The organism is Prauserella endophytica, from assembly GCF_005146945.1.
Lineage (GTDB): Bacteria > Actinomycetota > Actinomycetes > Mycobacteriales > Pseudonocardiaceae > Prauserella_A > Prauserella_A endophytica.
Genome location: NZ_SWMS01000023.1, coordinates 81,530 through 105,665 on the forward strand (window position 1 = coordinate 81,530; position 24,136 = coordinate 105,665).

Here is a 24,136-nt window from a genome sequence, read left to right on the forward strand (position 1 = left end):
TGTCTGCGCCGGCTGCGGACGCGACCGCTCGCTGGTCACCAGCGGGCTGTGCCATACCTGCTACCACGCCCGCCGGGACAAGGAGACCTGTGTCGGGTGCGGCCGACTGACCGTCCCGATTGGACGCACAACCGAAGGGGCGTGGTGCCAGAACTGCAACGGAAAGCGCCGCGCCGAACCGTGCTCGCTGTGTGGCCGGTCCGGGCGGGTGGCCGCGCGGCGCGACGGGCAACCGGTGTGTCGGCGGTGCTGGCAGCGCGAGCGGCGCGTCCCTCAACCATGCTCGGTGTGCGGGCGGACGATGAAAGCCACGAAGAACACCGCTCAGGGCCGGGTCTGCTACACCTGCCACCGCAAGACGCTTCCCCGCGAGCCGTGCTGGGTGTGCGGCAAGGTCGTGCTGGCCACCGCCCACACCGAACAGGGAGCGTGGTGCGAGCGGTGCCGCCGGACGCATCTGGCTGAGCCCTGTTCACGGTGCGGTCAGACAGCACCGGTCACGTCCGCGACGACGAGGAACGGCCGGTGTGCCGGCGGTGCTGGCAGCGCGAGCATCAGCGGCCTCTGCACCGGTGCGTCGACTGCGGCGAGGACAAGCCGGCGGCGCGGCTCACCGACGAGGGCTCGCTGTGCGAGAAGTGCGACAACCGGCGTGCGCCAAAGCTGCTGTGCCCGCGCTGCGGGAAGACCCGCAAGATCGGGATCCTGAGCACCGGTGTCTGCCGGGTCTGCGCCCGGCAAGCCATTCCGCGGCGGCCGTGCCGCACCTGCGGCCAGACCCGGTTGGTGGCCTACCGCGACGCCGACGGTGAACCATGGTGTGACCGCTGCCGCCGCCAAGCGCAGGCGGAACCGTGCTCGGGCTGCGGCGCCCGCAAAGTGGTCTGCGCCCGTGACCACAATGGACCGTGGTGCAAGGCGTGCTGGGAAGCGGTGCGGCCTGGCCCGCCGTGCACCGACTGCGGGCAACGACCGTCGATGCCTGTGCCCGGTGTGGACGGCGTGGCCAGGTGCGTGCCGTGCTACCTGGCCGCCCAGGTGCCGTGCGCGCGATGCGGAACCACCGCCCGCGCCGAACGGCATTGGCCGGAAGGCCCGGTCTGCCTGTCCTGTGTGGACGCCGTACGGCTCACGCACGAGCACTGTCACCGCTGCGGTCAGCTTGCCGGGGCGTTCCGCCGCGAGCCCGCCGGGCCACTGTGCCCGGACTGCGCGGGCGTCACCTTCTCCTACCGCTGCCCGACCTGCGGGGCCATGGGCCGTCTGCTGCGCGGCCAGTGCCTGCCCTGCACCGCGCGTCAGGACCTGATCGAGGTGTTCACCCAACCCGACGGGCAATCGGCAGCCTGGTTGGCGCCGCTGGCCGAGCTGCTGGAGAACTACGACAACCCGTACTCGCTGTGCCTGTATCTGCGCCGGCCCGGCGGACAACTCATCCGCCGGATGGTGACCGGCGAACTGGCCTGTTCGCACGAGGCACTCGACGAGCTCCGGCAGACCACCGCGGTGCAGCACCTGCGCGGCCTGCTGGTGCTCGCCGAGATCCTCGAACCCCGCGAGGAAGAACTCGCCCAGCTCACCCGCGACGTCCAGACCCTGCTGGCGCGGGTGACCGCCCCGCAGGACAAGACCATCCTGGCTCGCTACGTCCGGTGGCACCTGATGCCCTTGGCCCACCAGCGCGCCGAACAGGACACCAATTTCACGTACTACCAGCGCGAACACCTCGGGCGGAAGCTGGATGCTGCCCGGCTGCTGCTGAGCTACCTCCGCACCCGCGGGATCAGCCTGGCCGCCCTGACCCAACCCGTGGTGGACCGCTGGCTGATCCGCAACCGGCCCCGCCAGCGCTACGCGCGCCCGTTCCTGCTGTGGGCCGCCACCAACGGCCTGGCCCCGGCCCACGTCGCGATCGGCACCTCGGCCCACACCGGCAACCGGGAGATCATGAGCGAGACCGACCGCGTCCTGCTCGCCGTCACGCTGGAGACCGACGACACGCTGGCGCTCACCGATCGGGTCGCCGGCTGCCTGGTCCTGCAGTACGGACAAAGCTGCTGGCGGCTGGTCAACCTCACCGTCGACGATGTCCTCGCACACCCCGACGAACCCGGCATCCTCGGCCTGCAACTCGGCCGCGACCCCTTGTGGCTCCGGCCCCGGCTGTCCGCACTCCTGCACCAGCTCGTCACCCACCGCCGCCCGCTCGCCGGCGCGCTGAGGCACCGCCCAACGCCCTACCTGTTCCCAGGGCTGCGCCACGACCGGCCAATGGCCTCGGCCACGCTTCAGACCCGGCTGCGCAAGCTGGGCGTCCCCAGCGCCCGCACCGCCCGCAACGGCGCCTGGCTGTCACTGGTCGGCTCGGTCCACTGGAAGATGCTCGCCGACCTGCTCGGCGTCGCCGACACCACCGCCAGCACCTGGCACCGGGAGAACGGCGGCGACCGCGCCAGCTACGTCGCCAGCCGCCTGCGCCAAGGGCAGAGCATGGCAGGCCCCGAATAACCGGCGGCCCGGTGCGCCCAGGTGGGCCCGGACGACACCGGGGGAAACCGGCGCGAAGTGGCCCCATGTGGTCGGTTTAGACGCCGGATTCGTGGATAGCGGCTTGACCTTGCCCCGCGGGCAAGCCCCTACGTTCGGTGGCGTCGCGGGTCGGGCGCGCCCCGAGCGGGCGCTGCTCGGTCCGGCACGACAGGCAGATGTTGCGGAACCGAAGGAGGTTGGTGATGGCGGTCGCGACCGTGGACGAGACGAACAAGAGCACACGGGCCCGCGTCGCGCCGGACACCGCCTGACCCGCAACCGGGTCAGGCGGTGTCGGCGGTCTCGATGATGCGGCAGACGACGGCGTCCTCGCCGCGGCGTTGGCTGTCACGGGCAGCGCGGCGGGCCTCGACCAGGGTCCGGCGCATCGCGCGCAGATCGGAGAGTTTGCGGTCGATCTCGGCGATGTGGGCGTCGAGCAGGGTGGTGACCCGCCCGCAGGGGGCGGCGCCGCAGCGCTGCAGGTCCAGGATGTCTTTGATCTCGCCCAGGGTGAGGTCCAGTGCCTTGGCTTGGCGGATGAACCGCAACACGTCCACGTCGTCCCGGCTGAACGTGCGGTACCCGGCGTCGGTGCGTTGGGCGGGCGGCAGCAGGCCCTTGGACTCCCACAACCGCACTGCCTTGGCGCTGACTCCGGCCGCCTCCGCGGCGGCCCCGACAGTCATCTCCATCACATGGCTCCCTTCCGACGCACTCCAGTCTTGACCTTACCCCTCGGGCAAGGTTCTAGCGTGATGTCAGCGAGAGAAAGAGCAGCTCAGAAGCGTGGAGGAGTCCCGTGATGGAGTCGTGGGTGTTGCAGGTTGAGGGGATGTCGTGCAGCGGGTGCGAGCAGCGGATCGGCGCCGTGCTGCGCCGGGTCGACGGCGTGTCCGGCGTCGTGGCCGACCACACGTGCGGGCGGGTCGAGGTCCGCGTCGACCCGGCGGTCACCGACCGCACCGTGTTGGTGGAGCGGATCGAGGCCGCCGGCTACCACGTCGCCGAGGAGGTCTCGCGATGAGCCTCGTGACCGAAGACCGCCCGCAATTGTGGGCGTCGGAGCCCAGCGCGACGCCGGGCCACGAGCGGATCCGGGCCCGGATCGCCGGGCTGCACTGCTCGCTGTGCACCGGCACGATCGAGAAGGCCCTGGGCCGGATGGACGGCGTGGACACGGTGGCGGTGAGTCTGACCCACGAACAGGCCCTGGTCGACTACGACCCGCAGCGTGTCTCGCCGGAGCAGATCCTCGGCACGCTGCGGGATGTCGGCTACGAGCTGTATGACCCGCGCAAGCTGCGCCCGTTCGAGGAGGAGGAACGCGACCTCGTCCGCGAGGGCGCCAGGTTGCTGGCGGCGATCGCGGCGAGCCTGACTGCGATCGGGTTGATCGCCACCGTGACCGGGATCTGGTCGGTGCTGGTGCCCGCGTCGGTGGTGGCGTTGATGGTGCCGTTGTCGTTCGCGTTGCTGCGCCCCGCCGGGAACCTCAAGGCCCTGGCCGGGGCGGTGGCCATCGTGACGCCCGGCGTGGCGGCGCTGGTGCTGCGGGCGACCGGGGTGCTGGCCGAGCCGCTGATCGGGTGGCTGGCCGGGGTGTTGGCGGTCGGGGTGGTGGTCGGGGTGGCGCCGCACATCCTGCGGATGGCGTATCAGTCCGCCCGCCGGGGCATCCTCAACCAGCACGTGCTGCTGGAGGTGGGCGCGTTCGCCGGCATCGCCGGCGGCGTCATCGGCCTCACTGGGGTGCTGCCGGGGTATCCGACGGCGGCGTTCTTCGCGGTGTCGGTGCTGGTGGCGAACTATCACATCTTCTCGGAGTGGTTGTCGCTGCTGGTCAAGACCCGCTCCAGCCAGTCGGTCAAGAAGCTGCTCGATCTGCAACCCGACCTGGCCCGCGTCGTCGACACCGACGGCGGCGAATCCGAGGTTCCGGTCGAGGACGTGGCGCTCGGACAAGTGGTGCGGGTGCGGCCCGGCGAGCGCATCCCGCTGGACGGGCGGATCCGGTCCGGGGCCTCCGCGATCGACCTGTCCCTGGTCACCGGCGAACCAATCCCCGCCGAACGTGGACCTGGCGAGGAGGTCGTCGGTGGGTCGATCAATGGCACCGGCAGCCTGCTGATCGAGGTCACCGCCAGCCACACCGAAGGCTTCCTCGCTCAGGTCGTCCGGCACGTCGAAGACGCCCGCGCCCTCAAACCCGGCATCCTGCACCTGGTCGACCGGGTGCTGCGCGTCTACACCCCCACCGTGCTCACCATCGCCGCGCTGGCCCTGTTCGGCTGGCTGGCCGGCAGCTGGGCGCTGGCCGGGGAGCCGGATGTGCGGCGCGCGGTGTTCGCCGCGCTGTCGGTGCTGGTGATGGGCTACCCCTGCGCTGTGGGCATCGCCGCGCCGCTGGCCATCGTGCGCGGCACCGGCGCCGCCGCCGACCGCGGGATCGTGATGCGCACCGGGGAGGCGTTCCAAACCTTCAGGCTCGTCACGCGGATCGTGCTGGACAAGACCGGCACCCTCACCCAAGGTCGCCCCACTGTCCGCACGGTCGATGCCCTCGACGGCGACACCGATGGGCTGCTGGCCGTGGCTGCCGGGGCGGAGGGCCCGTCGGAGCACCCGCTCGCCCGTGCGGTGGTGACCGCCGCCCGCGAGCGCGGGCTGATCGTGCCCACGGCCGAGGAGTTCGCCTCGGTCACCGGCTCCGGTGTCCGCGCCACAGTGCACGGCCGGGAAGTGCTGGTTGGCCAGCCCGCGTTCCTCACCGACAACGGCCTTGATCTCACCGCCGTGACCGGGCGGGTCGACCAGTTGCAGGCCGCCGGGCACACCGTGATCGTGGTCGCCGTGGCAGGCACGGTTGAGGGGTTGATCGCGTTGGGCGACGAGGTGCGCGCCGATGCCGCCGAGGCCGTGGCGCGCATGCGGGCTGTCGGAATGGACCCGGTCCTGGTGACCGGGGACAACGAACGCGCCGCGCGGCGGGTCGCCGACCAGCTCGGCATCAGCCAGGTGCGGGCGGGGGTGCGCCCGGAAGGCAAGGCCGAGATCGTGCGCGAGTTGCAGGCCGACGGCACTCGCGTGGCGATGGTCGGTGACGGCATCAACGACGCCCCCGCCCTGATGCAGGCCGACGTCGGCGTCGCCGCCGGTGGTGGCACCGACATCGCTGTGGAATCCGCCGACATCGTGCTGCTGCGCGACGAGGTCACCGCGGTGCTCGACGCCCGCGAGATCAGCGACCGCTCCTACCGCCGCACCCGCACCAACGTGGGGCTGGCGTTCACCCTCAACGGTATCGGTGTCCCGCTGGCCACCACCGGCCTGGTGTATCCGGTGTGGGCGATGATCGCGATGGCCGCCTCGGTCACCGCCATCTTCCTCAACTCCATCGGCACCCGACCCTCCCTACTGGTCCAGGCCATCAGCAGCGTCGGTCGGCAAGGACGTCAACACGACGCCGAACAGGCCGAAACAGAACACCAGCGGGCAGCCGCCTAGCGACTACGCGTCGACGGGCGGGTAGGTCCAGCCGGCCTCCCGCCCGCCATGCACGCCCTGACAGCGAAGGAGCGAGTCATGTCCTCGTTTCCGATCCTCGCCCACGGCGACATTGCGGCGGCGCTGAACCGGCCCGACTTGGTGCTGCTGGACTTCTGGCAAGCCTCCTGCGCACCCTGCCGAGCGCTGGAGCCCAGGCTGGACGAGTTCGCACGCGTCCACCCCGGCGAGTTCAGCGGCTACCGCGTCGATGTCGACACCAACCAGGCCACCCCGGCACAGTTCGGAGTGCAGTCCATCCCCACCCTGGTGCTTTTCCGCGACGGCCGGGAAGTGGCACGGCTGGACGGACTCATCCGTGTGGCCGACCTGGAACAAGCCCTGCGGGATGCACAGACCGGCAACCAGTGAGGACGGCCAGCCGCACACCTGGATGCTGGCCCGCTACCTCGTCGCCGGCACACACGATCGGCGCTGGGCCACCGTGGTTCGCGAATCGCACTGTCGGTTCGACCCGCGTGGGGTGAACGGCCAACCCGCGAGTTGACCTTCCCCCGGGGGCAAGCTTCTACGGTCAGCTCGGCAGACACAGCACGGTCAGCGTCACGGCAACCGGGAGCGGCTCCAGCGGCCGATGCGGTGGCGTGGCGTTGTCGTGGTGGGGAAACAGCAAACGTGCGTAGGGAGAGAACGCGTGGATCGGATTCGGATGAAACCAGCGCCGCGCGGCGCGGTGGCGAGCATCGTCGGGGTGACGTCGGTGGCGACATTCCTGTCCAATCTGAGTTCCACCGGCACCTATTTGGCGGCACCGGAGATCACGCGGGCCTTGGGGGTGGCTCAGCCCGCCGCGATCGTGACCGTGATCGCCTATCTGGTGCCCTTTGCCGTCGTGATGCCGGTCATCGCCAAGCTCGGCGATGCCTTCGGGCACAAGCGGCTGCTGCTGGCCGGGCTCGGCCTGTAGCGGCCGGGTCGCTGGCGACCCCCGCGGTCCCGCAGTTCTCCGCGTTCCTCGCGCTGCGGCTGGTGCAGGGGCTCGGCGGCGGCATCATGCTGGTGTCGATGGTGTTCATCGCCCGTCAGCTCGCCGACCGGCAACGGGAAACCGGGTTGGGGATCTGGCGGGCGGCGCTGTTGGCCGGCACCGTCGCCGGCCCGCCGATCGGGGGCTACCTCGCCAGCCTGCTGGGCTGGCAGGCGATCTTCTGGGTCACCGGGCTGGCCGGCGCCGCCACACTGGGCTGGGCGGCCGTCACGTTGACGGAACTGCCCCGGCAGCGGCGCCGCCGGTTCGACTGGGTCGGCGCCACCGCGTTCACCGTCAGCTTCTCCGCCCTGGTTGTCGGGCTGGCCGCGGCCGGGTTCCTGCGCACCATGGGCGGCGGTGCCACCACCGGCCCGGTGGCCGCCCTCAGCTCGCTCGCCCCCGTCTTCCTGGGGATCTTCGTGGTAGGGCTGGCGGTGCTGGTCATCAATCAGCGGGTCAACGCGCAGCCGTTGTTCGCGTCGTCGCTGTGGCGCAACCGGCAGTTCCTGCTGGGCAACGCGGGCACCTTCCTGGTGTGCGTGGGGATGTTCTCGGCGATGATGTTCACCTCGCTGATGCTGCGCAACGTGTTCGACCTTCCGGCGGTGCAGGCATCCAACGCGCTGCTGCTCATGACCGTGGGGGCGGTGGTCTTCGGCGTGTGGGGCGGGGCCCTGGCCGGCCGGTTCGGACCGGGGTTGCCCTGGGCGAGCGGGTTCGTGCTCACCGCAGCCACATTCGTCGCGCTGGCGGTGCTGGTGTCCCCGGTGGCCTCGGCGGTGTGGCTGTTCGTACTCGCGCCGCTGTCCGGCGCCGGGCAGGGCCTGCCGCTGGGCCCCACCGCGTCGGTCGCGCTCCGCGACGTGCCCGACGAGGACACCGCGGAGGCCACGGGCTGGTTCGACTTCTCCCACAACATCGGCCGCGCCGTAGCCATCGGCGGCCTGGGTGCGCTGTTCGTGCCCGGTGACGCGGCCAGCTACACCCTCATCTTCTGGGTCAGCGCCACACTCACCGCGCTCGGGGCGGCCCTGGTGCTGGGCATCAAGCGCCCCGCATCCGCTACCCAGGCACAGCCCGCTGCTGCGACCTGACCCGGCCCGCTTCCGCACCGGTGTTTGCCCCGGCGTGCCGCGCGCGGCGGCGCCGTTGGCTAGGGCAGGCGTGCTGTACAGGACAATCAACGCAAAGGAGTGCAGATGTCTGATGAGGTGGTCTCGCCCGCTGCTCCGCGGGGCATGCTGGCGCTGCTGACCACTGCCGCGTTTCTGATCTTCGCGCAGATCTTCATGGTCGCGCCGATCCTGCCGCGGCTGGCGGAGGTGTTCGACACCGCGCCGGGGTTCGTCGGGCTGGCGGTGCCGGCCTATCTGGTGCCCTACGGGGCGATGACGCTGGTGTGGGGACCGCTGTCCGACCGCGTCGGTCGGCGCCCGGTCATCCTCGGCTCGCTTGTGGCGTTCATTGCGCTGACCGCCGCGACCGCGCTGGTCGACAGCGCCGGGGCGTTCATCGCGATGCGGCTGGCCACCGCGATCGGGGCCAGCGGTGTCGTCCCGATCGCGCTGGCCCTCATCGGTGACCTCGTCCCGTTCCACCGCCGCGGGTACGCCCTGGGCTGGCTCTTCGGCGGCATGGCCGGCGGGATGGCGGCAGGCGCCGCTGGCGGTGCACTCGGCGCACCCCTCCTCGGCTGGCACGGGCTGTTCCTGACCGCCAGCGTCAGCGGGCTCATGCTGCTGACCGTAGCGCTCGCGGTACTGCCCGCGACTCCCCGGCCGACCACGGTGCCGCCGCTGCGGGCGGTGGCGGCCGGCTATGTGGCGCTGTTGCGCCACGCGCGGGGACAACGCACCTACGGCTACGTGCTGATCAACGCCGTGCTGCACTCCGGCATCTACACCTGGCTCGGTGTCTACCTGCACCAGCGGTTCGGTCTCGGCGAGTTGGGCATCGGCCTCACCCTCCTCGGCTACGGCATCCCTGGGCTGCTGCTCGGCCCCGTCATCGGACGCCTCGCCGACCGCTACGGCCGCGCCCGCATCATCCCCGCTGGGCTCGCTGTCGGCGCCGTCTGCGCCCTACTGCTGGCCATCCCCCTCCCGCTGCTGGCCGTGCAGGCCAGCATCATCACCCTGTCCCTGGGCTATGACATGACCCAGCCACCCCTCGGTGGCATCGTCACCGATCTACCCGGCCACCGGGGGCAGGCCATGGGCCTCAACGTCTTCACCCTGTTCACCGGCATGGGGTTCGGCAGCCTCGCTTTCGAAGCGGTGTTACTGCCCGGCGGATTCCCCACCGCCCTGCTTGTGTTCGGCGTGGCCGCGGCACTGGGCGCCGCACTCGCCGTCCCCCTCTTCCACACCGAACAACCCCGTGCCGCTGTCGAGTAGGTAATTGTCCCGGCACCACCCAGGCGCAGTGAGCCCAGCCTCGGTGGCGGCAACGCCGGGCTGATGGCCGCCCACCGCGTGCCTGCAGCCGGCCGCGAGGTCATGGCGAGGCGGGATGAACCGCCGCTCAGGCAAACGCCCTCGACCGTCGCGTTAAGACTCGCGGTCCTCATGGTCGTGGCAGTGCTACGCGGGCGCGTTACTACTGAGGATCCCGGCCAGAGGCTGACCGCCTCTGTACTTGCGCCCGCAAGCAGAACCCCGAGCGGACCACACGCACGTGACCAGGAGTCACCGCAGGGTTGGAGCATTCGGCGCGGACGAGCATTGCTCGTTGCCAGCAGGCGAAGCTGAGTCCGGATCACACCGCGAGCAACGGCCGACGCGAAGTCAGCACGTGGCTGCCCATCCACGAGTGGACCGAAACGGAGGTATGGCAACACATTCGCGCTAGCGGTGTGCCCTACCACCCCGCTTACGACGCCGGAATGACCCGGTTGTCGTGCTCTCTGTGCATTCTCGGGAGCCGCGCGGATCTCCTGCGCGCCGCACGCCTTCGGCCAGACCTTGCGGCCGAGTACGCACGGATCGAGGACGAGATCGGGCATCGGTTCCGCAACGACATGTCGATGGCGGAGATCATCACCGCCGCAAATCCTTAGTGGACAGTTCCTGTTCTGAGTCCTCCCGAGTTCCGATAGTCCGCTGTTCGTATCACGAACGCTGAGAACGATTGAGGTTCGCCATGCCTGCATCCGATGACATCTCCGCGCACGACTTTTCTTGATGCGCGCGACTGAGCCACCCACGCAATCCGTCGGCGCCTACGCCGCAGTCCACGGCCCAGTGGAGGCCGCCGACCGCATCCGCGCCGGTTGTGCACCCCCGGCGGTGCTCGCCGAGGTCGCACAGCCTGAACCCGATCTACGCGACGACCTCGCCGCACTCGAGGCGGGGCATGCCAGGCTGCTCACCCCCGAGGACGACGACTGGCCGAACGCGGCGGCGCACGACCTGGCCGCCTCCGGCACGGGAGCGCCGCTGGGCCTGTGGGTGTGCGGTGACCCGCAGCTCGGAGTCCTCACCGCTGGACCGGTGGCCGTGGTCGGCTCGCTGGCTGCCAGCCCGTATGGCGAGTACGTCGCTGCGGAACTCGGGCAAGGCGTCGCCGATCGGGACATCGCCATTGCCAACGGTGCCGGGTTCGGGGTCGAAGCGCACGCGCTGCGGGGTGCCCTGAGCACCTCCGGACGCGGCCGGTGCCTTGTCGTGCTGGCGTGCGGTATCGATGTCGGCTACCCCGCCGACCACGGTCCGCTCTTGCGGGAGATCACCGACTCCGGCGGAGTGCTGGTCACCGAGTACCCCCTTGGCACGAAACCTCGCCGCACTCGTGGCTACGCACGGCAACGCCTGGTCGCCGCGCTGAGCGAGGCCACGGTGATCGTCGAGGCCGGCCGACGCAGCCCGGCCCTGGCTGTAGCGCGTACGGCGTCGAGGCTCGGCCGCCGCGTCTACGCGGTCCCCGGACCGGTCACCTCGGCGACGTCGGCTGTTGACCGGACTACTGAGCGACACGCCGACCAGGCGTACACGTGGCTGATCTCTAGCCGGTAGAACACGTGCAGCTTATGAAGGAGGCTGCGTGAGTCCGGTGGATGGAGCTGAGCGCGATTTGGGGTCGCTTCGTTTACCTCGGTGGGGGCGGGTCGTCGCTGTCGAAGGCGTGGTGCCGTGGTTGCTGCTGGATCCGAGCGGCACGGCGGTGGAGCCCGTCGAGCGGTTCCTGCGGGATTTCGCGACGCGTAACCGGCCTGCGTCGGTGCGTAGCTATGCCTATGACCTGCTTCGCTGGTGGCGTTGGTTACAGGTCGTGGACGTCGCGTGGAACCAAGCCACTCCCGCCGAGGTGCGGGACTTGGTGCTGTGGATGAAGCAAGCCGCGAAGCCTCGCCGATCACCGAGGACGGTGTCGGCATCGATCGCGGGCACGGTCAACCCCATCACGCGCAAGCGATATCTCGGCGATCAGTACGAACCGACCACGGTCCGGCACTCGAATGCCGTGCTGCGCAGCTTCTACGATTTCTGGTTAGACGTCGGCGAAGGACCGTTGATCAACCCGGTGCCACTTCACCGCGCGCCTGGTCGCCGCCCGCACGAGCATCACAATCCGCTGAAACCATTCCGCCCCGAAGGTCGGTTGCGTTACAACCCGAGTCTGGCCAAGCGCAAGCCGCGAGCGATGCCTGACGGTCAGTGGAACGAACTGTTTGCCGGACTGCGGTCCAATCGGGACCGCGCGATCGTGGCGTTGGCGATCAGCAACGGGGCCCGCGCTGCCGAACTCCTCGGCGTTCGAGGAGTCGACCTCGACTGGGGCGACCAGCTGATCCGAGTGGTTCGCAAAGGGACTCACGTCGAGCAGTGGCTGCCGGCCAGCCCGGAGGCGTTCGTCTGGCTCCGCCTCTATCTCGCTGACCTCGGCGTTGCGCTGGAGCCGAACGAACCGATATGGCGGACACTGCGTCGCCGTGACCACGGTGATGGGCTACGCAGGCAGCCGCTGAATTATGAGGCGCTGCGGGCGGTGTTCCGGCGACTCAATGTCCTGCTGGGAACTAACTGGTCGATGCACGATCTGCGGCACACCGCAGCGATCCGGATGAGCCGCGACGGTTCGTTGTCCATGCGAGACGTGCAGATCATTCTCGGTCACGCTCACCTGTCGACCACCGCCGACGTGTATCTGATCGAGGACGAGGATCAGGTGATCAGCCGCGTCGCGCAACACCTGGCAACCCGCGATCATCGCGAACCGCCAGCGCCGGTGACGACCGGCTACGCCGACGCAGATCTGTCCGTGTTGTTCGGGAGGTCATTGTGACCACAGCCACGAACGCGACGCACACGTCCGCCAGCCCGCTCGGCCGGCATCGCATGCACGACTACCAGCATCTGCTCACCCGCCATCGCGTCGGGCCGCTGGATCGCTTGCCAGCACACGAGATCCTCGCTCAGCTTCCCGAGACACCCGCCTGGTCTTCGCTGCGGCGCAACCGCAGGCTCGAAGCGATCCGGGGCGCTTCGACCGTCTTGGACTGGCTGCATACGCACGACGGCGGCGGCTGGCAGGACCGATGGGTGAACTCCGGCGCCGACAACAACACGGCGTGGATCGCCACACTGGGCCTTCAGGACACGCGAGCCACGGACACCAAACGTGCCGAGCACCTGCGTGGCCTGACCATGCTGCTGCTCTGCCGTGCGGTGCTGCCGAGCTACGATTTTCTCCTCAGCTATCACTCGACCCGGCTGCTCGATCGGGTCCGCGAGTTCATGCGGCCAGACGTGTTCACCCGTGTCGAGCGAGCAGCGATCGAGCGTGGCCTCAGCAGTCACCAGACCCGCGAGACACTGGGTGCGCTGAGCAAAATCGTGCTGCACACCGGCCAGGAGATCGACCAGCTGTCAGCCGACGACCTGCTGGAAGCGCATGTCTGGAGCCTGCGGATCCGCGTCGGGTTCGGCAAGTTCCCCGGACTGCACGCCGCCTGGGACCTGCTGGCCGCGATCGGTGTCTTGCCGGCCGGGTCCAGCCTGAGCAGCGTGGGCCTACGCCGTGGTCCTCGACCGACCGCGGAACTGGTCGACGACTACGGGGTCGTCTGTCGCCCTGTCCGTGATCTGTTGGTTCGCTATCTCGACGAACGTCGCCCAGCCCTGGACTACAGCACTTTCCGCGGCCTGGTCGCGATCCTGGTCGAGCGCTTCTGGGGTGACATCGAGCGGCACCATCCCGGCATCGAGACGCTGCAGCTGCCCGACGATGTCGCGCGCGAGTGGAAGAACCGGCTGCGAACGGTCACCGGAGCTGACGGAACGATCCGGGAACGCAAGAACTTCCACCAGATCCTGATGCGCATTAGGGCGTTCTATCTGGACATCCAGCAGTGGGCCTTGGAGGACGCCAGGTGGGCACCTTGGGCCGTGCCCAGCCCGGTTCGACGGATCGAGATCCAGGGACTGAACAAGGCGCATAAGAGGACGCAGGCGGCCATGCACCAGCGGGTACGCCAGCGGCTGCCGCACCTGCCGTTGCTGGTCGACACCGCAGATCGATGCCGCGCCGAGATGACCGCATTGCTGGCCGCAGCCGAGCGATGCCGCCCCGGGCAAGTATTCGACCATGCCGGCGTCCGCTACCGTCGCGTCGCGCCGAAGACCGCGAAACAGGGGCAACCTTGGCAGCAGAGGAACTACGCCACGCAAGTGGAAAATCTCGTCAGCGGCGAGGTGTTCAACGTGACACAACGGGAGGATGAGTTCTTCTGGGCTTGGGCCGTCATTGAGACGCTGCGACACACTGGTGTCCGCTTGGAGGAACTGCTCGAGATCACGCACCTCGCCTTGGTATCCTATCGGCTTGCCGACAGCGGCGAAGTCGTTCCGCTATTGCAGATCGTTCCCTCCAAAGGGAACGAAGAGCGCCTGTTGCTAGTCAGTCCCGAGTTGGCCAGCGTTCTCGCCACGATGATTAGCCGCCTGCGTCGCGCCAACCACGACAAGGTTCCACTTGTTCGCCGCTACGATGCCCACGAGCGCGTCACCGGTCCGGCGTTGCCGCACCTATTTCAACGCCGGACGGGCACCCGCAATGGCGTGATCAGCCCTGCCACCCTGCACAAGCTGATCAATCTCGTGCTCGCCGCATCTGGGCTGACGGACGCCGCTGACGAGCCACTTGCTTACACCCCGCACGACTTCCGAAAAATTTTCACCTCGGAAGCCGTCGCCAGCGGTTTGCCGGTCCACATTGCCGCCCGGCTACTCGGTCATCACCACATCTCCACGACCGAGTCGTACTTGGCTGTGTTCCAGGAAGACTTGATCCGTTCCTACCGCGCATTTCTCGACAAACGCCGGGCCGTCAGGCCCCCGGAAGAATACCGGGAGCCCACTGACCAAGAGTGGCAGGAATTTCAGCAACACTTCCAATTGCGCAAAGTCGCACTAGGAGACTGCGGGAGACCATACGGATCCAGCTGCCAGCACGAACACAGCTGCGTGAGATGCCCCATGCTCCGGGTCTCACCCACCCAGAGGCCCCGGCTCATCGAGATCATTCACAACCTCAACGCCCGAATCAACGAGGCAAAGATGAACAACTGGCTCGGCGAGGCAGAGGGCCTGCAGACCAGCCTCACCAAGGCCACAGAGAAACTCGTCAGTCTCGACCGCGCCATAGACCGCGCCCACAGCACGACGACTAAACAGGGAACCACTGACCTCGGCATGCCTGTCATCAACCCTCGATGAGGCCCATCGCCCGTCTAGTCCAGAGAACCGGCGGGACCAACGAGCTGCTCCGTACCGGGATGGCCATGGCCGTCACCTGCGCCGACGAAGTCACCGCCACCCGCGGACTCCGATGACGCGCCGGAACCGTGGGACCAGGTCAGCAGGGGTGTGTCGCGACCAGGAATCGCTGGTCACGACACACCCCTGCTGACCGCAGGCTGTCTCGGTAAGGTGTCTAGGGCGACACGGCGACGAACAGATGGTCAGCTACGCCCAGAGGCCGGCCAACCCCCGGGCCACGCGAGAGAGGGCCGCAGATGGACAAGGACGAGCACATCGCGCAGCTGCGCGCCCGCCGACAGCGCATCGAAGCGATCGAAACCGCCCTGGAGAGCATCCGAGACGTGGAAAGCTCTCTGCAGGAGATGCGGGAGATCCTGCTCCAGCAGAGGAAGGTCGAACGAACGGAGCGGCTCACCGATATCCGCGAAGCGGACAAGGCCGGTGTGCCAAAGACCAAAATCTCCAAGGAGGTCGGCCTCAGCCGCGCGAACCTCTACAACCACCTCAAAGGCACCCCGCCGGACGAGTAGCCGGACTCACGCGGCTGGACGATCATCGGAGAACCAGAGCCATGCGCCGGAACGCTCCGGAAATGTCACGGAGGCTCTTCCCTGCGACGCGGCGGATGCGCACCTATCGGCAGAGCTGGCCTCCTCGCTGCCGGTAGAACTCCACCGGGTCGACGGCTTGGCCGTTGGCCTCAATCTGCAGGTGCAGGTGCGCTCCGGTGGACGCTCCCCGATTTCCGACCGCGGCGATGGGCTGGCCGGCTTGAACGGATTGCCCTTCGCGGACCAGATTGTGGTCGTTGTGGCCGTAGATCGTCACGATCCCGTCCCCGTGCTGGATGCGGACCCACAGCCCGTAGCCGGACGCCGGGCCTGAGCTGATCACCGTGCCGGAGTTGGCTGCCAGGATCGGAGTACCGATGGGCGCACCGATGTCGAGTCCTTTGTGGAATTCGCTGCCGCGATAACCGAATGCGGAGGTGCAGGTGCCGCTCGTGGGTGTCGTCCAGCCGCCGGTCGTCGCACTGGTCGTACAGGTGGCACCTTGGACAGCCCCGACGATCTGGCGCGCTGCTGGCTCGAATTTCCCGTAGCGGTCAGGAAAGCCTGATCGCTGCACGGTCTGGGCGGCCACGGTGACCGGCATGTTCTGCCAGTTCGGCAGCGCCAGCAGATGCCGGTAGAACTGCTCGCTGCTGTAGGTGGGGTCCATGATCTGCGTGACACTTCCCCAGCCTTGGGACGGCCTCTGTTGGAACAAGCCGACGCTGTCGCGATCGCCGTAGTTCAGGTTCTTCAGTTGCGACTCGGTGAGCGCCGTGGCGACCGCGACGACCCAGCCTTGCTCGGGCACGTTCATCCGTTTGCCGACAGCGACGATCGTCGCTGCGTTGCTCATCTCCTGCGGTCCGTACCCCGCTGCCGAGGTCGCGCTCGCCCCGGCGGGGGCACAGTTCATGCCCCCGCCGGAACTGCTGGAACTGCCGAATACGGCTTGAACCACAGCGATGGCGCCGCCACCGATGAAGAGCATGATCACGACGACGAACCCGGCACCGGCGGCGGCCACCTTGCCCATGGCGCATCACCTCCACGGATGCGCGGGGTCGGGCGGGGGCATCGGGGAGGGCGGGGCCACCTCCGGACGTGCGGTGGCGGGCGTGGCGGCGGCCGTCGGACGCTGCCCACCGCTGGGGGCCGAGGCGCGCAAGTTCGGCCAGAGGGTGGGCAGGTCAGCCAGCGCCACCCGACCGGCGGTGCCGGACTCGTCGAGCCGTCGCCAGCGCGGCGCGGCCATATCGAGCGGGTCCGCCGCGGCCTCGCCGCTGCTGGTCGCCACGGGTACGCGTGCAGGCCGGTCGAGACCGCGCAGCGCCTCGGTCATCACCCTGCGTGCGTTGACCTCGCGCCTGGCACTGGGCAGCCACACCAGCACGGGTGTGGTGATGCCCGTGACCTCGGCCAGCCGTTCGTAGCGGGCGAGCTTGCCCGCCAGGCGGGACAGTTGCTCGGTGCCGAAGTCGAACTCGATGAACCACTCGACGTCCCGGCCAGTCTCACGCCAGCGTCCGTAGCCGTCCGGGGTGACGATGTCGCCCCAGTGCCGGCCGCACCGGGCGGCCGACCACCACGCCGCGAGCACACCAGCGGCACCGGGTTGACGCGCTCGGCGGATCAGGGTGGTGAACAGTCCGTTGCAGCCCACGGTGTGCGCCAGCTGTAGCGAGAATGCGCGTCCGATCTCGCGTTCACGGCTGTAGCCCAGTTCCTTGTGGTCGATGCCGTCTTCGCGAGCGAGGGCGACAGCTCCGGCGGTGTCGAGGACGTAGTACATCGGGTGCGATCCGCGGTCGCGGTGCGGCTGGAACCGGTGCAGTACGCCCCACTGGTAGAGGTTGCGCAGGCGCAGGTTCGCCCCGCGGCGACCGGTGAAGGCGATATCGATGATTTGGGTGCTGGTGAGCACGTGGTGCTCGAACAGCATCCGGCACAGCCACCGGTCGCGATCGGTGAGATGCCGGGCCAGCCACGCGTGATGCTCGGCCGAGTTGAGCACCCGCGCAACAGGTCGTTCCGGCCGATGTGCACGCAATTGTCGTTGCTGGGTGGGATTGCTCACCATCGTGCCGTGCACCTCCAAGGACGGCAGGACGCGAGAACGCCCTGCGGGCAAACGGAAAAAGCTGAAGGGTCAGGCCGCGCGGCGCGGATCGAACGCCACCGGCTGGACGTGCTCGGCCGGATCGGGCGTGCTTCGAGGCTCGGTGTTCACGAGCGCGAGCCGACGGATCTCCTTGGCCCGACCGGGAATCGCGGGCTGAAGCTTCTCGGTGACCGCGGTGAACGGGGGAGCTTCCTCGCTGTCGAGCACCAGCCGCGCGGCGATGTGGAATCGGCCCAGATTGGCGAGGTCGTGCTCGGAGAGCCGGGGCGCGGTATGCCGGGCCAAGTCTCTGGCGTCTTCGGGCGACGCCGAGAAAATGATCTTCGAGCGGGCGTTGGTGCTGATGCCTTCCTCCAGTTCGCGCGGTAGCTGCCGCAGGTACTGGTGCGCGAGCGTCATCGACATCCGGTAGCCCCGGGCTTCGGCGAGCATGTCTTCCATCGGGTACGCCAGATTGAGGAAGTTGTGGCACTCGTCGATGTAGAGCGAGGCATCGTGCCGGTCGCGCTGCGGTATCCGGGCTCGCCGGGTGGCGGCCTGCCAGGTGCGGGCCACGACGATCGAGCCGATCAGGCGTGCGGTGTCCATCCCGAGCGCGTCCTTGCCCAAACGCACCAGGCAGATTCCGCCGTCGAGTACCGCGTCCATGTCCACTGTGGATTCGCCACCGGCGAGGGATGCCCGCACGAACGGGCGCAGCAGCAGGCCGCGGAGCTTGTTCATCAGCGGCGCGACGACCTGTGCCCGGCTGGCGTCGGACAGATCGTCGTACCAGTGCCAGAACCCGGTCAGGACGTCGTCGGAGATCTGTTCGAGCGCACGCTGCCGGAATGCGGGCACCGTCAACAGTTTCGGCAGATCGGTCAGCGTGGGTGTGCCGGGCAGCTCGCGCAGGGTCAGCAGACCGGAGCGCAGGATGTCCTCGGTACGCGGCCCCCAGCTGGAGGCGTAGACGTGGGAGAAGATCGACACCAGGTTGTCCACGGTGCGGGCGGTGTCGTCGCCTTCGAGCGGGTTGAGCACGGGCGGGCGGGAGCGGCTGTCGGCGTCGAAGAGCACCACTTTCTCCCCGAGCCGCGAGGGCAGCCGCATCAGGGTGTCCGCGACCAGGTCTCCCTTGGGATCGATCACGACCAGGCCGCGGCCGGCGTTGGCGTCGTCGAGGATCATCCGCGCCATCAGCTCGCTTTTGCCTGACCCGGTCGCACCCAGGATGTGCAGGTGATGACGCGCGTCGGCGACGCGTAGCCCCACCGGCCGGGAGTGGCCGGAGTCGGTGATCCCGATCGGTTTCACTCCGGCGCCCGCGGTGGCGATTCCCGGTGGCGGCGGCACCGCCTTCGCTCCGGCGCGCTGCAAGCCGGGCACGGCCTCGTCGGTCGGGACGTGCGCGAGCGCGGCCAGTTCGGTGATCGAGAGCAGATCACCGGAGGTGAGGCGTCGTTCGGCCACGGACTGGACCGGGTGCGCGAGCCGGACGCGACGGTAGTAGTTATGTTCGCTGTAAGCCGCGAACGCGCTGGCGATGGCATGCCCGCGTCCGCGCAGGTGCTCCCGCACCGGAACCCGCTCCGCGCCGGTCGCGTGCTCGTCGACCAAGGTGGCCACGGCGTACCGGATGCGGGTCTCGTACTGGGAGCTGCGCTGCTTGGCCACGATGACCCGGTCCTGCGCCGAGGTTTCCAGCGAGGTCTGGTGATCGACGACCGGCCGCTTCGTGGTCGCGTGGGGTTTGCGCGATCCGGTGTGCGGGGTGATCAGGTCCAGGAGGCGCCCGGCCAGCCGGACCGAGCTGCCCGTGCGGACCCGGCGGGCGGCTCGGCGGGCTTTGCGGACACGCGCGCCGGTGACCGGGCGCGCAAGGATCTGCACCACGGCACGTTCATGAGTGGCCATGCCGACCGGAGCGCCCAGCAAGGCACGGACCGGATCAGTGGGGAAGTCCGACCGGATGGGCAGTGCCTCGCTGCGGGCCAGGCGCAGTTCGCCGCCCACGGCCTCGACCGCTTTGCCTGGCGGGTTGGCCAAGGGGATCGGCGGCTTGGCCGGGGCTGTGCGGGTGTGCGCGCCGGGCCAGGCAGCCTCGATGGCGCGTTCGGCCATGCCGGGCGGCACGACGCCCGGCAGCCACAGCCGCAAGGCGACTCCGGCATGGGAAAACACGTACTCCCACACGATGTGCGGCTGGCCGTGCATCCGCCGTTTCCAGCCGGACCGCAACAGCCCGACCAGGTTGGAATATAGAGCCGCCGCGCCGTCCGGATCGACCGTGGGCGGAGCCAGCACTGTGACCACCCGGGCGTCGGCGGCCATTCGGTCATGGCACCGGCGCGTCCACCACCGTCGCCCGACCACGACGCCAGCCACCGCAAGCGCGACGGCCGGCCCGACCAGTGGCCCCCAGGTCAGTGCGAATTCCCGCAGTGCCGTAACAACAGCGCGCATTGCGGCACCGGGATCGCGCAGGTAGTCCTGCAACGGTGAGGCAAGCGTCCTCGATGACGCGACAACAGATTGAGTGGATGACATCAGAAATCCCCTCTCTCGCAAGGAAAAGTCGACAGGACGCGGATTCAGGCCGCGTGTCGCTCGGCGTCGTCCTCGCTCGGTTGGCCTTCCGGCATCGAGGTAGGTGCGGACGGGTCGTTGGGCACGAGTCGCAGATGACGGCGCCGCTTGTGTGTTCGTTCGGCGTCGATCTCGGCCTGCCACTCCGACAGCCGCCGCCCGCCCATGCGCTTGAGGAACTGCGGGATGCGGTTTGCGGGCACCCCGACCAATCGCGGGCCGAGCACGGCGAGCAGATCCGAGGCTTCCTGCGACGACCACCCGGCCTCGGTGATGGCGTCCTCGTCGGGAAACACGTCGGCGACCCGGTCACGGTCGGGGTCAATGAAGGAGTCTTCGCGACCGCCGTAGCTGTACACCCACAGGAAGTTCTCGGGCGGGTCAGGTTCGATCAGCCTTTTGAATCGGCGAACTTCCTTTGTGTAGCAATAGAAAGTCACCTGTGGGCAGGCTCGCATCACGCGACACCACGCCAACGTGTAGGCATCGCTGAAAAAATCGCCTGCGTCGTGAACCCTGACAAATTTCCCGACCAGGCGCGGTGCCGACAGTTCGCGGATCATTGCCTCTGTCCAACCGGGAAGATCGTCCATAACGAACGCGAGATTGGCTGTATGCTTGGCGTTGACCGCAGGGAAGAGATAAGTTCCGTTGCGCGCGTAGCAGATCCGAGTGCACGCGCTTGCCGCCGGGCAGGTCACCTGCGTCCGTCCGTCGGGCAACCGGGCGGCCAGTGCAGGCAGAGTCCAGTTCCAGACACCGATTGCGCGCATCTCCCGGTTCTGTGTCAGCAACCGGGCTGGCCGCGCCGGAACCGTAGTTATGTGGGCGGAAGAAGACATGCGACACCTCGCAAAGGCAGTCAGTCGGGGTGCAAGAAACGAGCAGAAACGTTGTGGTTGAAGGGATCGATCCGTCGCGGTGGGGCGGGTTACGCAGCGCTGCCGAGGTCGACGTGACCGTCAGCGTCCGCATCAAGCGTCAGCTCGGTGTCGTCGACGCCGAGATCGACAAACGTGCCGCCGTCGTCCGTGCTAGATTCGTGTTCCGCGTACTGCGCCAACTCGGCCGGATCTGTTGTGATGAGCGCGTTTTCCTGCGGCGAAGCCAGCGACTGGAACGCGACTCTCTGCGTCCCGGTCGAGAGCAAACCTTGTCCCTTGTCCGCGGAAATCAGGAACTGCTTCTCGCCCTCGGACAGGTTGAAGGTCGCCACGATCTCGTCGATCGCCTGCGGCGCTTGACGTAGAAGGATCTGCGTAGCCGCGTTCGCGATGATCGCCTTACCCAAGTCTGTCCCGAGGACATCGCCGACATCTTGGGTCGCGATCGTCAAGCCCGCCCAGTGTTTCCGGGCTGCTTTGGCCATCCGGTGCAGAAAACGCGCCCCGGCAGGGTCCTGCATGAGCAGCCACGCTTCGTCGACGGTGATCAGTCGTGGCCGCCGGATGGCCGGGTTGGACACCCGCCGCCACACCGTGTCCAGCGTGAGCAGCGTGCCGATCGGCCGGAGTTCGTCGGGCAGGTCACGCAGGCTGAACACGGTCAGGTGCCCCTCGGGCCGCGTGGTGGCCGGCCCGGAGAACATCGCCGAGAACGCGCCCTCGACGAACGGATGCAACCTGGAGCCGAGATCCGTGGCGACCGGATCGCCGGTGGCGGTGAGGATTGCGGCGAGATCCGCCAGCAACGGCGCCTGCCTGCCCCAGGTCCGCGGGTCGCTGGTGATCCCGGCTTGCTGGTAGGTGGCCATGATCGCCCGGTCGAGCACGGCGCGCTGCTGCGCAGACAGTTCGGTGCCGAGCAGCACTCCGATGACGGTGTGCAGGAACAGCGCCCGGCGCGTCAGGGCGTCCTTGGGGGCGGTGCGGCGACCGTCCGGGCGTACCGCGATCGGCAGGTCGAACGGGTTGATGCGGACATCGGCGTCGCCGAGGTGGATGTAGGTACCGCCGATGGCCTCGCACAGCCGCCGGTACTCGTCCTCCGGGTCGATGATCGCGACCTCGACCCCGCGGTAGAGGCTGCGCAGGGTTTCCAGCTTCACCAGGTAGGACTTGCCCGCACCGGAGCGCCCGAGCACCACCGCGTTGTAGTTGTCCGCAGAAAAACGGTCCCAATGCACCAAACCCTGCGATCCGACGTTGAACCCGTACAGCACACCGGCCGGTGCGGCGACGCTGGTCGGGTCAGCGGGCGGCAGATCGGGGCTGGTGAAGGGAAACGCGGCGGCCAGCGCACTGGTGTCGAAGGTGCGGCGCATCCCGATGAGATCGAGCGCCAGCGGCAGGGTGGACACCCAGCCTTGCAGCGACCGGTAGGTGGTCGGCTGCGCGTTCATCAGCAGCGACGCCGCGAGCGCCCGCACCGCGGCCACCTGCTCGCCGAGATCGGCTTCGCTGGTGGCGTGCACGGTCAGATACAGGCCGAGCCGATACAGCTTCCCTTCGCCGCGGGCGACGCGGGCCGAGAGGTCGTAGGCGTCCTCGGTGGCGGCCTCGACCATCGGGTCCAGCAAGCGTCCCTTCTCGCTGGTGTGTCGCCGTCCCGATTCCAGCTTGGACAGCTGGCGCTTGAGCCGGTTGGCGGCGGTGACCGGGTCGATCGGCTCGATGTGCAGGGACACGTCGACGCGGCCGGGGTAGGACAGCAGTGGCTGCAGCCACCCCGCATGCACCTCGCGCGGGTAGCCGGTGATCGCGAAGGAGGAGACCCATTCGCCGCCGATCTCCAGGTGCCGGGGTGCGACTGACAGCGAATCCGGCGTGAACGCACTGGCCCTGCCCAACGGTGCATTCGTGTGCGGCTTCCCACGGCCTCGAATACGGCCGAACTTGCTGCTCATAGGTCCCCGCCCTCCCATTCATCCAGGGCCGACGGCTCCGGCGCAGCGCTGTCGCGCCTGTCCCAGCTGGCCGTGCTTCGGTGATGGACTGGTGGCTCGTCGTCGGGGTCTGCAGCGGCGGTGGTGATCACCTCGTCCGCGCCGGCCAGACCCGCCGAGGGCGGGATCAGGCTGTCCGGGTTGCATGCGGTGGCCAGCACGGCGGTGGCCTGCCCGGCGTCCAGAGGCGTGATCGTGATCCCGGCCGGGGAGAGCAGTTCGGTGGCTTCGCCCAGCCTCCGCACGAGCCGGGTCTCCGCCGAGCGCCGCGCGGTCTCGGTGACCTCGCCGTCCCGGCTGCGGGCGCGTCGTGCCCGCAGCGCGGCGAGCGGGGACGCGCCGCCGAGCCCGTCGGTCGGCCCCGTGGCGCGGATCGGCTCGCGTAGCACCAGCAGTACCTGGCGGCGCAGCAGATCGGTGGAGCGGCGCAACTGGTCGAGGTAGGTCGCGTGCTCGGCCGCGGCGGCTTCGAGCATCGGATGCGGCAACCCGGGGGCGGCCTCGCGCAGGTCGCTGATCTGACGGCTCAGGTCCAGCCGTTCGGCTCGGATGAGCACCTGTACCGGCGCGGAGATCGAATGCAGATACCGGCCGAAGCTGGCGACTAGAGCTTCCTGCTCACCGGGCGTGCGGAGCGCGAAGTTGACGGTGCTGGCCACCGCGACCATCGCGACCCCGTCGGGGCCGAGGTCGACGACACCGGCCTCGGTGACTCCTTCCGCGGGCAGCCGCAGCGCCGCCGGAGATACCTCCGATGTGCTCGCAGCACCGGTGGCATCGGTCGCGGTGATACTGCTGGTCAGCCACTCGGGTGCGGCCCGCACCCCTTCGGGAGCGGCGACCCGGTGCCGAGGTTGCAGCCGCTGGCGGACCGCGGCGAGCAGCAGCCGGTCCAGGCTCATGCCATCGCGCTGCCCCAACGCCAGGACCGCGGCACTGACCCCGAGAGGAACAGCGACGATCAGGAAGACCGGCAGCGGCACCACACCGCGGGCCAGCGTCCAGGCGCCGTAGAGCACGATCCCGGTCACCGTGAGGATCGCCAGCTGGCGAGCGGTGAGGTTGGCCAGGACGCGATCCTCGCGATCGACGTCGGACGGGATGCGTACGGGCTGGGTCACTAGTGCACCCTCTTCCGTGCGGGCCCCTGGATGGGGCTTGTGGTAGGAACTAGGCGGAAGTCGG

The 24,136-nt window shown here is 68.8% G+C and carries 19 protein-coding genes; 12 read left to right on the forward strand and 7 right to left on the reverse strand.

Features of this window, described 5'->3' with window-relative positions:
• The first annotated feature begins 477 nt into the window (after positions 1-477).
• The gene (locus FCN18_RS30355) at positions 478-2,508 is read left to right on the forward strand and encodes a hypothetical protein (RefSeq protein WP_137096695.1); all 2,031 of its coding nucleotides are present in this window, start codon (positions 478-480) and stop codon (positions 2,506-2,508) included.
• 305 nt (positions 2,509-2,813) lie between these two features.
• On the opposite strand, the gene FCN18_RS30360 is transcribed toward FCN18_RS30355, so the two are convergent.
• Entirely contained in the window at positions 2,814-3,224 is a 411-nt protein-coding gene (locus FCN18_RS30360) for a MerR family transcriptional regulator (protein ID WP_110343923.1), read from the reverse strand.
• A 122-nt stretch (positions 3,225-3,346) separates the two neighbouring features.
• Between FCN18_RS30360 and FCN18_RS30365 the strand changes: the two genes are divergently transcribed.
• The 11 genes from FCN18_RS30365 (at position 3,347) to FCN18_RS30410 (ending at position 15,356) form a co-directional block, all read left to right on the forward strand.
• Entirely contained in the window at positions 3,347-3,556 is a 210-nt protein-coding gene (locus FCN18_RS30365) for a heavy-metal-associated domain-containing protein (RefSeq protein ID WP_228714207.1), read from the forward strand.
• Positions 3,553-6,036: a heavy metal translocating P-type ATPase gene (locus tag FCN18_RS30370; RefSeq protein WP_110343925.1), complete on the forward strand. Its 2,484-nt coding sequence runs from the start codon at positions 3,553-3,555 to the stop codon at positions 6,034-6,036. The genes FCN18_RS30365 and FCN18_RS30370 overlap by 4 nt, the downstream gene beginning before the upstream one ends.
• Positions 6,037-6,114: 78 nt before the next feature.
• Positions 6,115-6,447, forward strand: coding sequence for a thioredoxin family protein (locus FCN18_RS30375; protein WP_158303193.1), 333 nt, complete (start codon positions 6,115-6,117; stop codon positions 6,445-6,447).
• 283 nt (positions 6,448-6,730) lie between these two features.
• Entirely contained in the window at positions 6,731-7,003 is a 273-nt protein-coding gene (locus FCN18_RS40360) for a hypothetical protein (protein ID WP_228714213.1), read from the forward strand.
• Positions 7,004-7,014: 11 nt separating this feature from the next.
• Positions 7,015-8,160 (forward strand): MFS transporter, encoded by a 1,146-nt coding sequence (locus FCN18_RS30380; RefSeq protein ID WP_228714212.1) that lies wholly within the window; start codon positions 7,015-7,017, stop codon positions 8,158-8,160.
• A gap of 105 nt (positions 8,161-8,265) precedes the next feature.
• Complete coding sequence (locus FCN18_RS30385) at positions 8,266-9,462, forward strand: MFS transporter (protein WP_228714208.1); 1,197 nt, start codon at positions 8,266-8,268, stop codon at positions 9,460-9,462.
• A gap of 302 nt (positions 9,463-9,764) precedes the next feature.
• Positions 9,765-10,124, forward strand: coding sequence for a phosphoadenosine phosphosulfate reductase domain-containing protein (locus FCN18_RS30390; protein ID WP_228714209.1), 360 nt, complete (start codon positions 9,765-9,767; stop codon positions 10,122-10,124).
• 124 nt (positions 10,125-10,248) lie between these two features.
• Positions 10,249-11,079, forward strand: a complete 831-nt coding sequence (locus FCN18_RS30395; RefSeq protein ID WP_110343929.1) for a DNA-processing protein DprA — start codon at positions 10,249-10,251, stop codon at positions 11,077-11,079.
• A gap of 28 nt (positions 11,080-11,107) precedes the next feature.
• Positions 11,108-12,349, forward strand: coding sequence for a tyrosine-type recombinase/integrase (locus FCN18_RS30400; protein ID WP_206078013.1), 1,242 nt, complete (start codon positions 11,108-11,110; stop codon positions 12,347-12,349).
• Positions 12,346-14,781, forward strand: a complete 2,436-nt coding sequence (locus FCN18_RS30405) for a site-specific integrase (RefSeq protein ID WP_110343930.1) — start codon at positions 12,346-12,348, stop codon at positions 14,779-14,781. Before FCN18_RS30400 ends, FCN18_RS30405 begins: the two co-directional genes overlap by 4 nt.
• A 299-nt stretch (positions 14,782-15,080) precedes the next feature.
• A complete protein-coding gene (locus FCN18_RS30410) occupies positions 15,081-15,356 on the forward strand; it encodes a hypothetical protein (RefSeq protein WP_110343931.1) in 276 nt (91 codons plus the stop codon).
• Between the two features lie 103 nt (positions 15,357-15,459).
• On the opposite strand, the gene FCN18_RS30415 is transcribed toward FCN18_RS30410, so the two are convergent.
• From FCN18_RS30415 to FCN18_RS30440, 6 genes are all read right to left on the reverse strand, one after another.
• Complete coding sequence (locus tag FCN18_RS30415; protein ID WP_110343932.1) at positions 15,460-16,413, reverse strand: M23 family metallopeptidase; 954 nt, start codon at positions 16,411-16,413, stop codon at positions 15,460-15,462.
• A gap of 6 nt (positions 16,414-16,419) precedes the next feature.
• Positions 16,420-17,457 carry a replication-relaxation family protein gene (locus tag FCN18_RS30420; RefSeq protein WP_110343933.1) on the reverse strand — a complete coding sequence of 346 codons (1,038 nt, stop codon included), beginning with the start codon at positions 17,455-17,457 and terminating at the stop codon, positions 16,420-16,422.
• Between the two features lie 69 nt (positions 17,458-17,526).
• A complete protein-coding gene (locus FCN18_RS30425) occupies positions 17,527-20,028 on the reverse strand; it encodes a type IV secretory system conjugative DNA transfer family protein (RefSeq protein WP_112276254.1) in 2,502 nt (833 codons plus the stop codon).
• Between the two features lie 44 nt (positions 20,029-20,072).
• Entirely contained in the window at positions 20,073-20,909 is an 837-nt protein-coding gene (locus tag FCN18_RS30430; protein ID WP_110343935.1) for a GP88 family protein, read from the reverse strand.
• A gap of 89 nt (positions 20,910-20,998) precedes the next feature.
• Positions 20,999-22,912, reverse strand: coding sequence for a VirB4 family type IV secretion system protein (locus tag FCN18_RS30435; RefSeq protein WP_110343936.1), 1,914 nt, complete (start codon positions 22,910-22,912; stop codon positions 20,999-21,001).
• Complete coding sequence (locus tag FCN18_RS30440) at positions 22,909-24,072, reverse strand: PrgI family protein (protein ID WP_112276256.1); 1,164 nt, start codon at positions 24,070-24,072, stop codon at positions 22,909-22,911. Before FCN18_RS30440 ends, FCN18_RS30435 begins: the two co-directional genes overlap by 4 nt.
• Between the last annotated feature and the right edge of the window lie 64 nt (positions 24,073-24,136).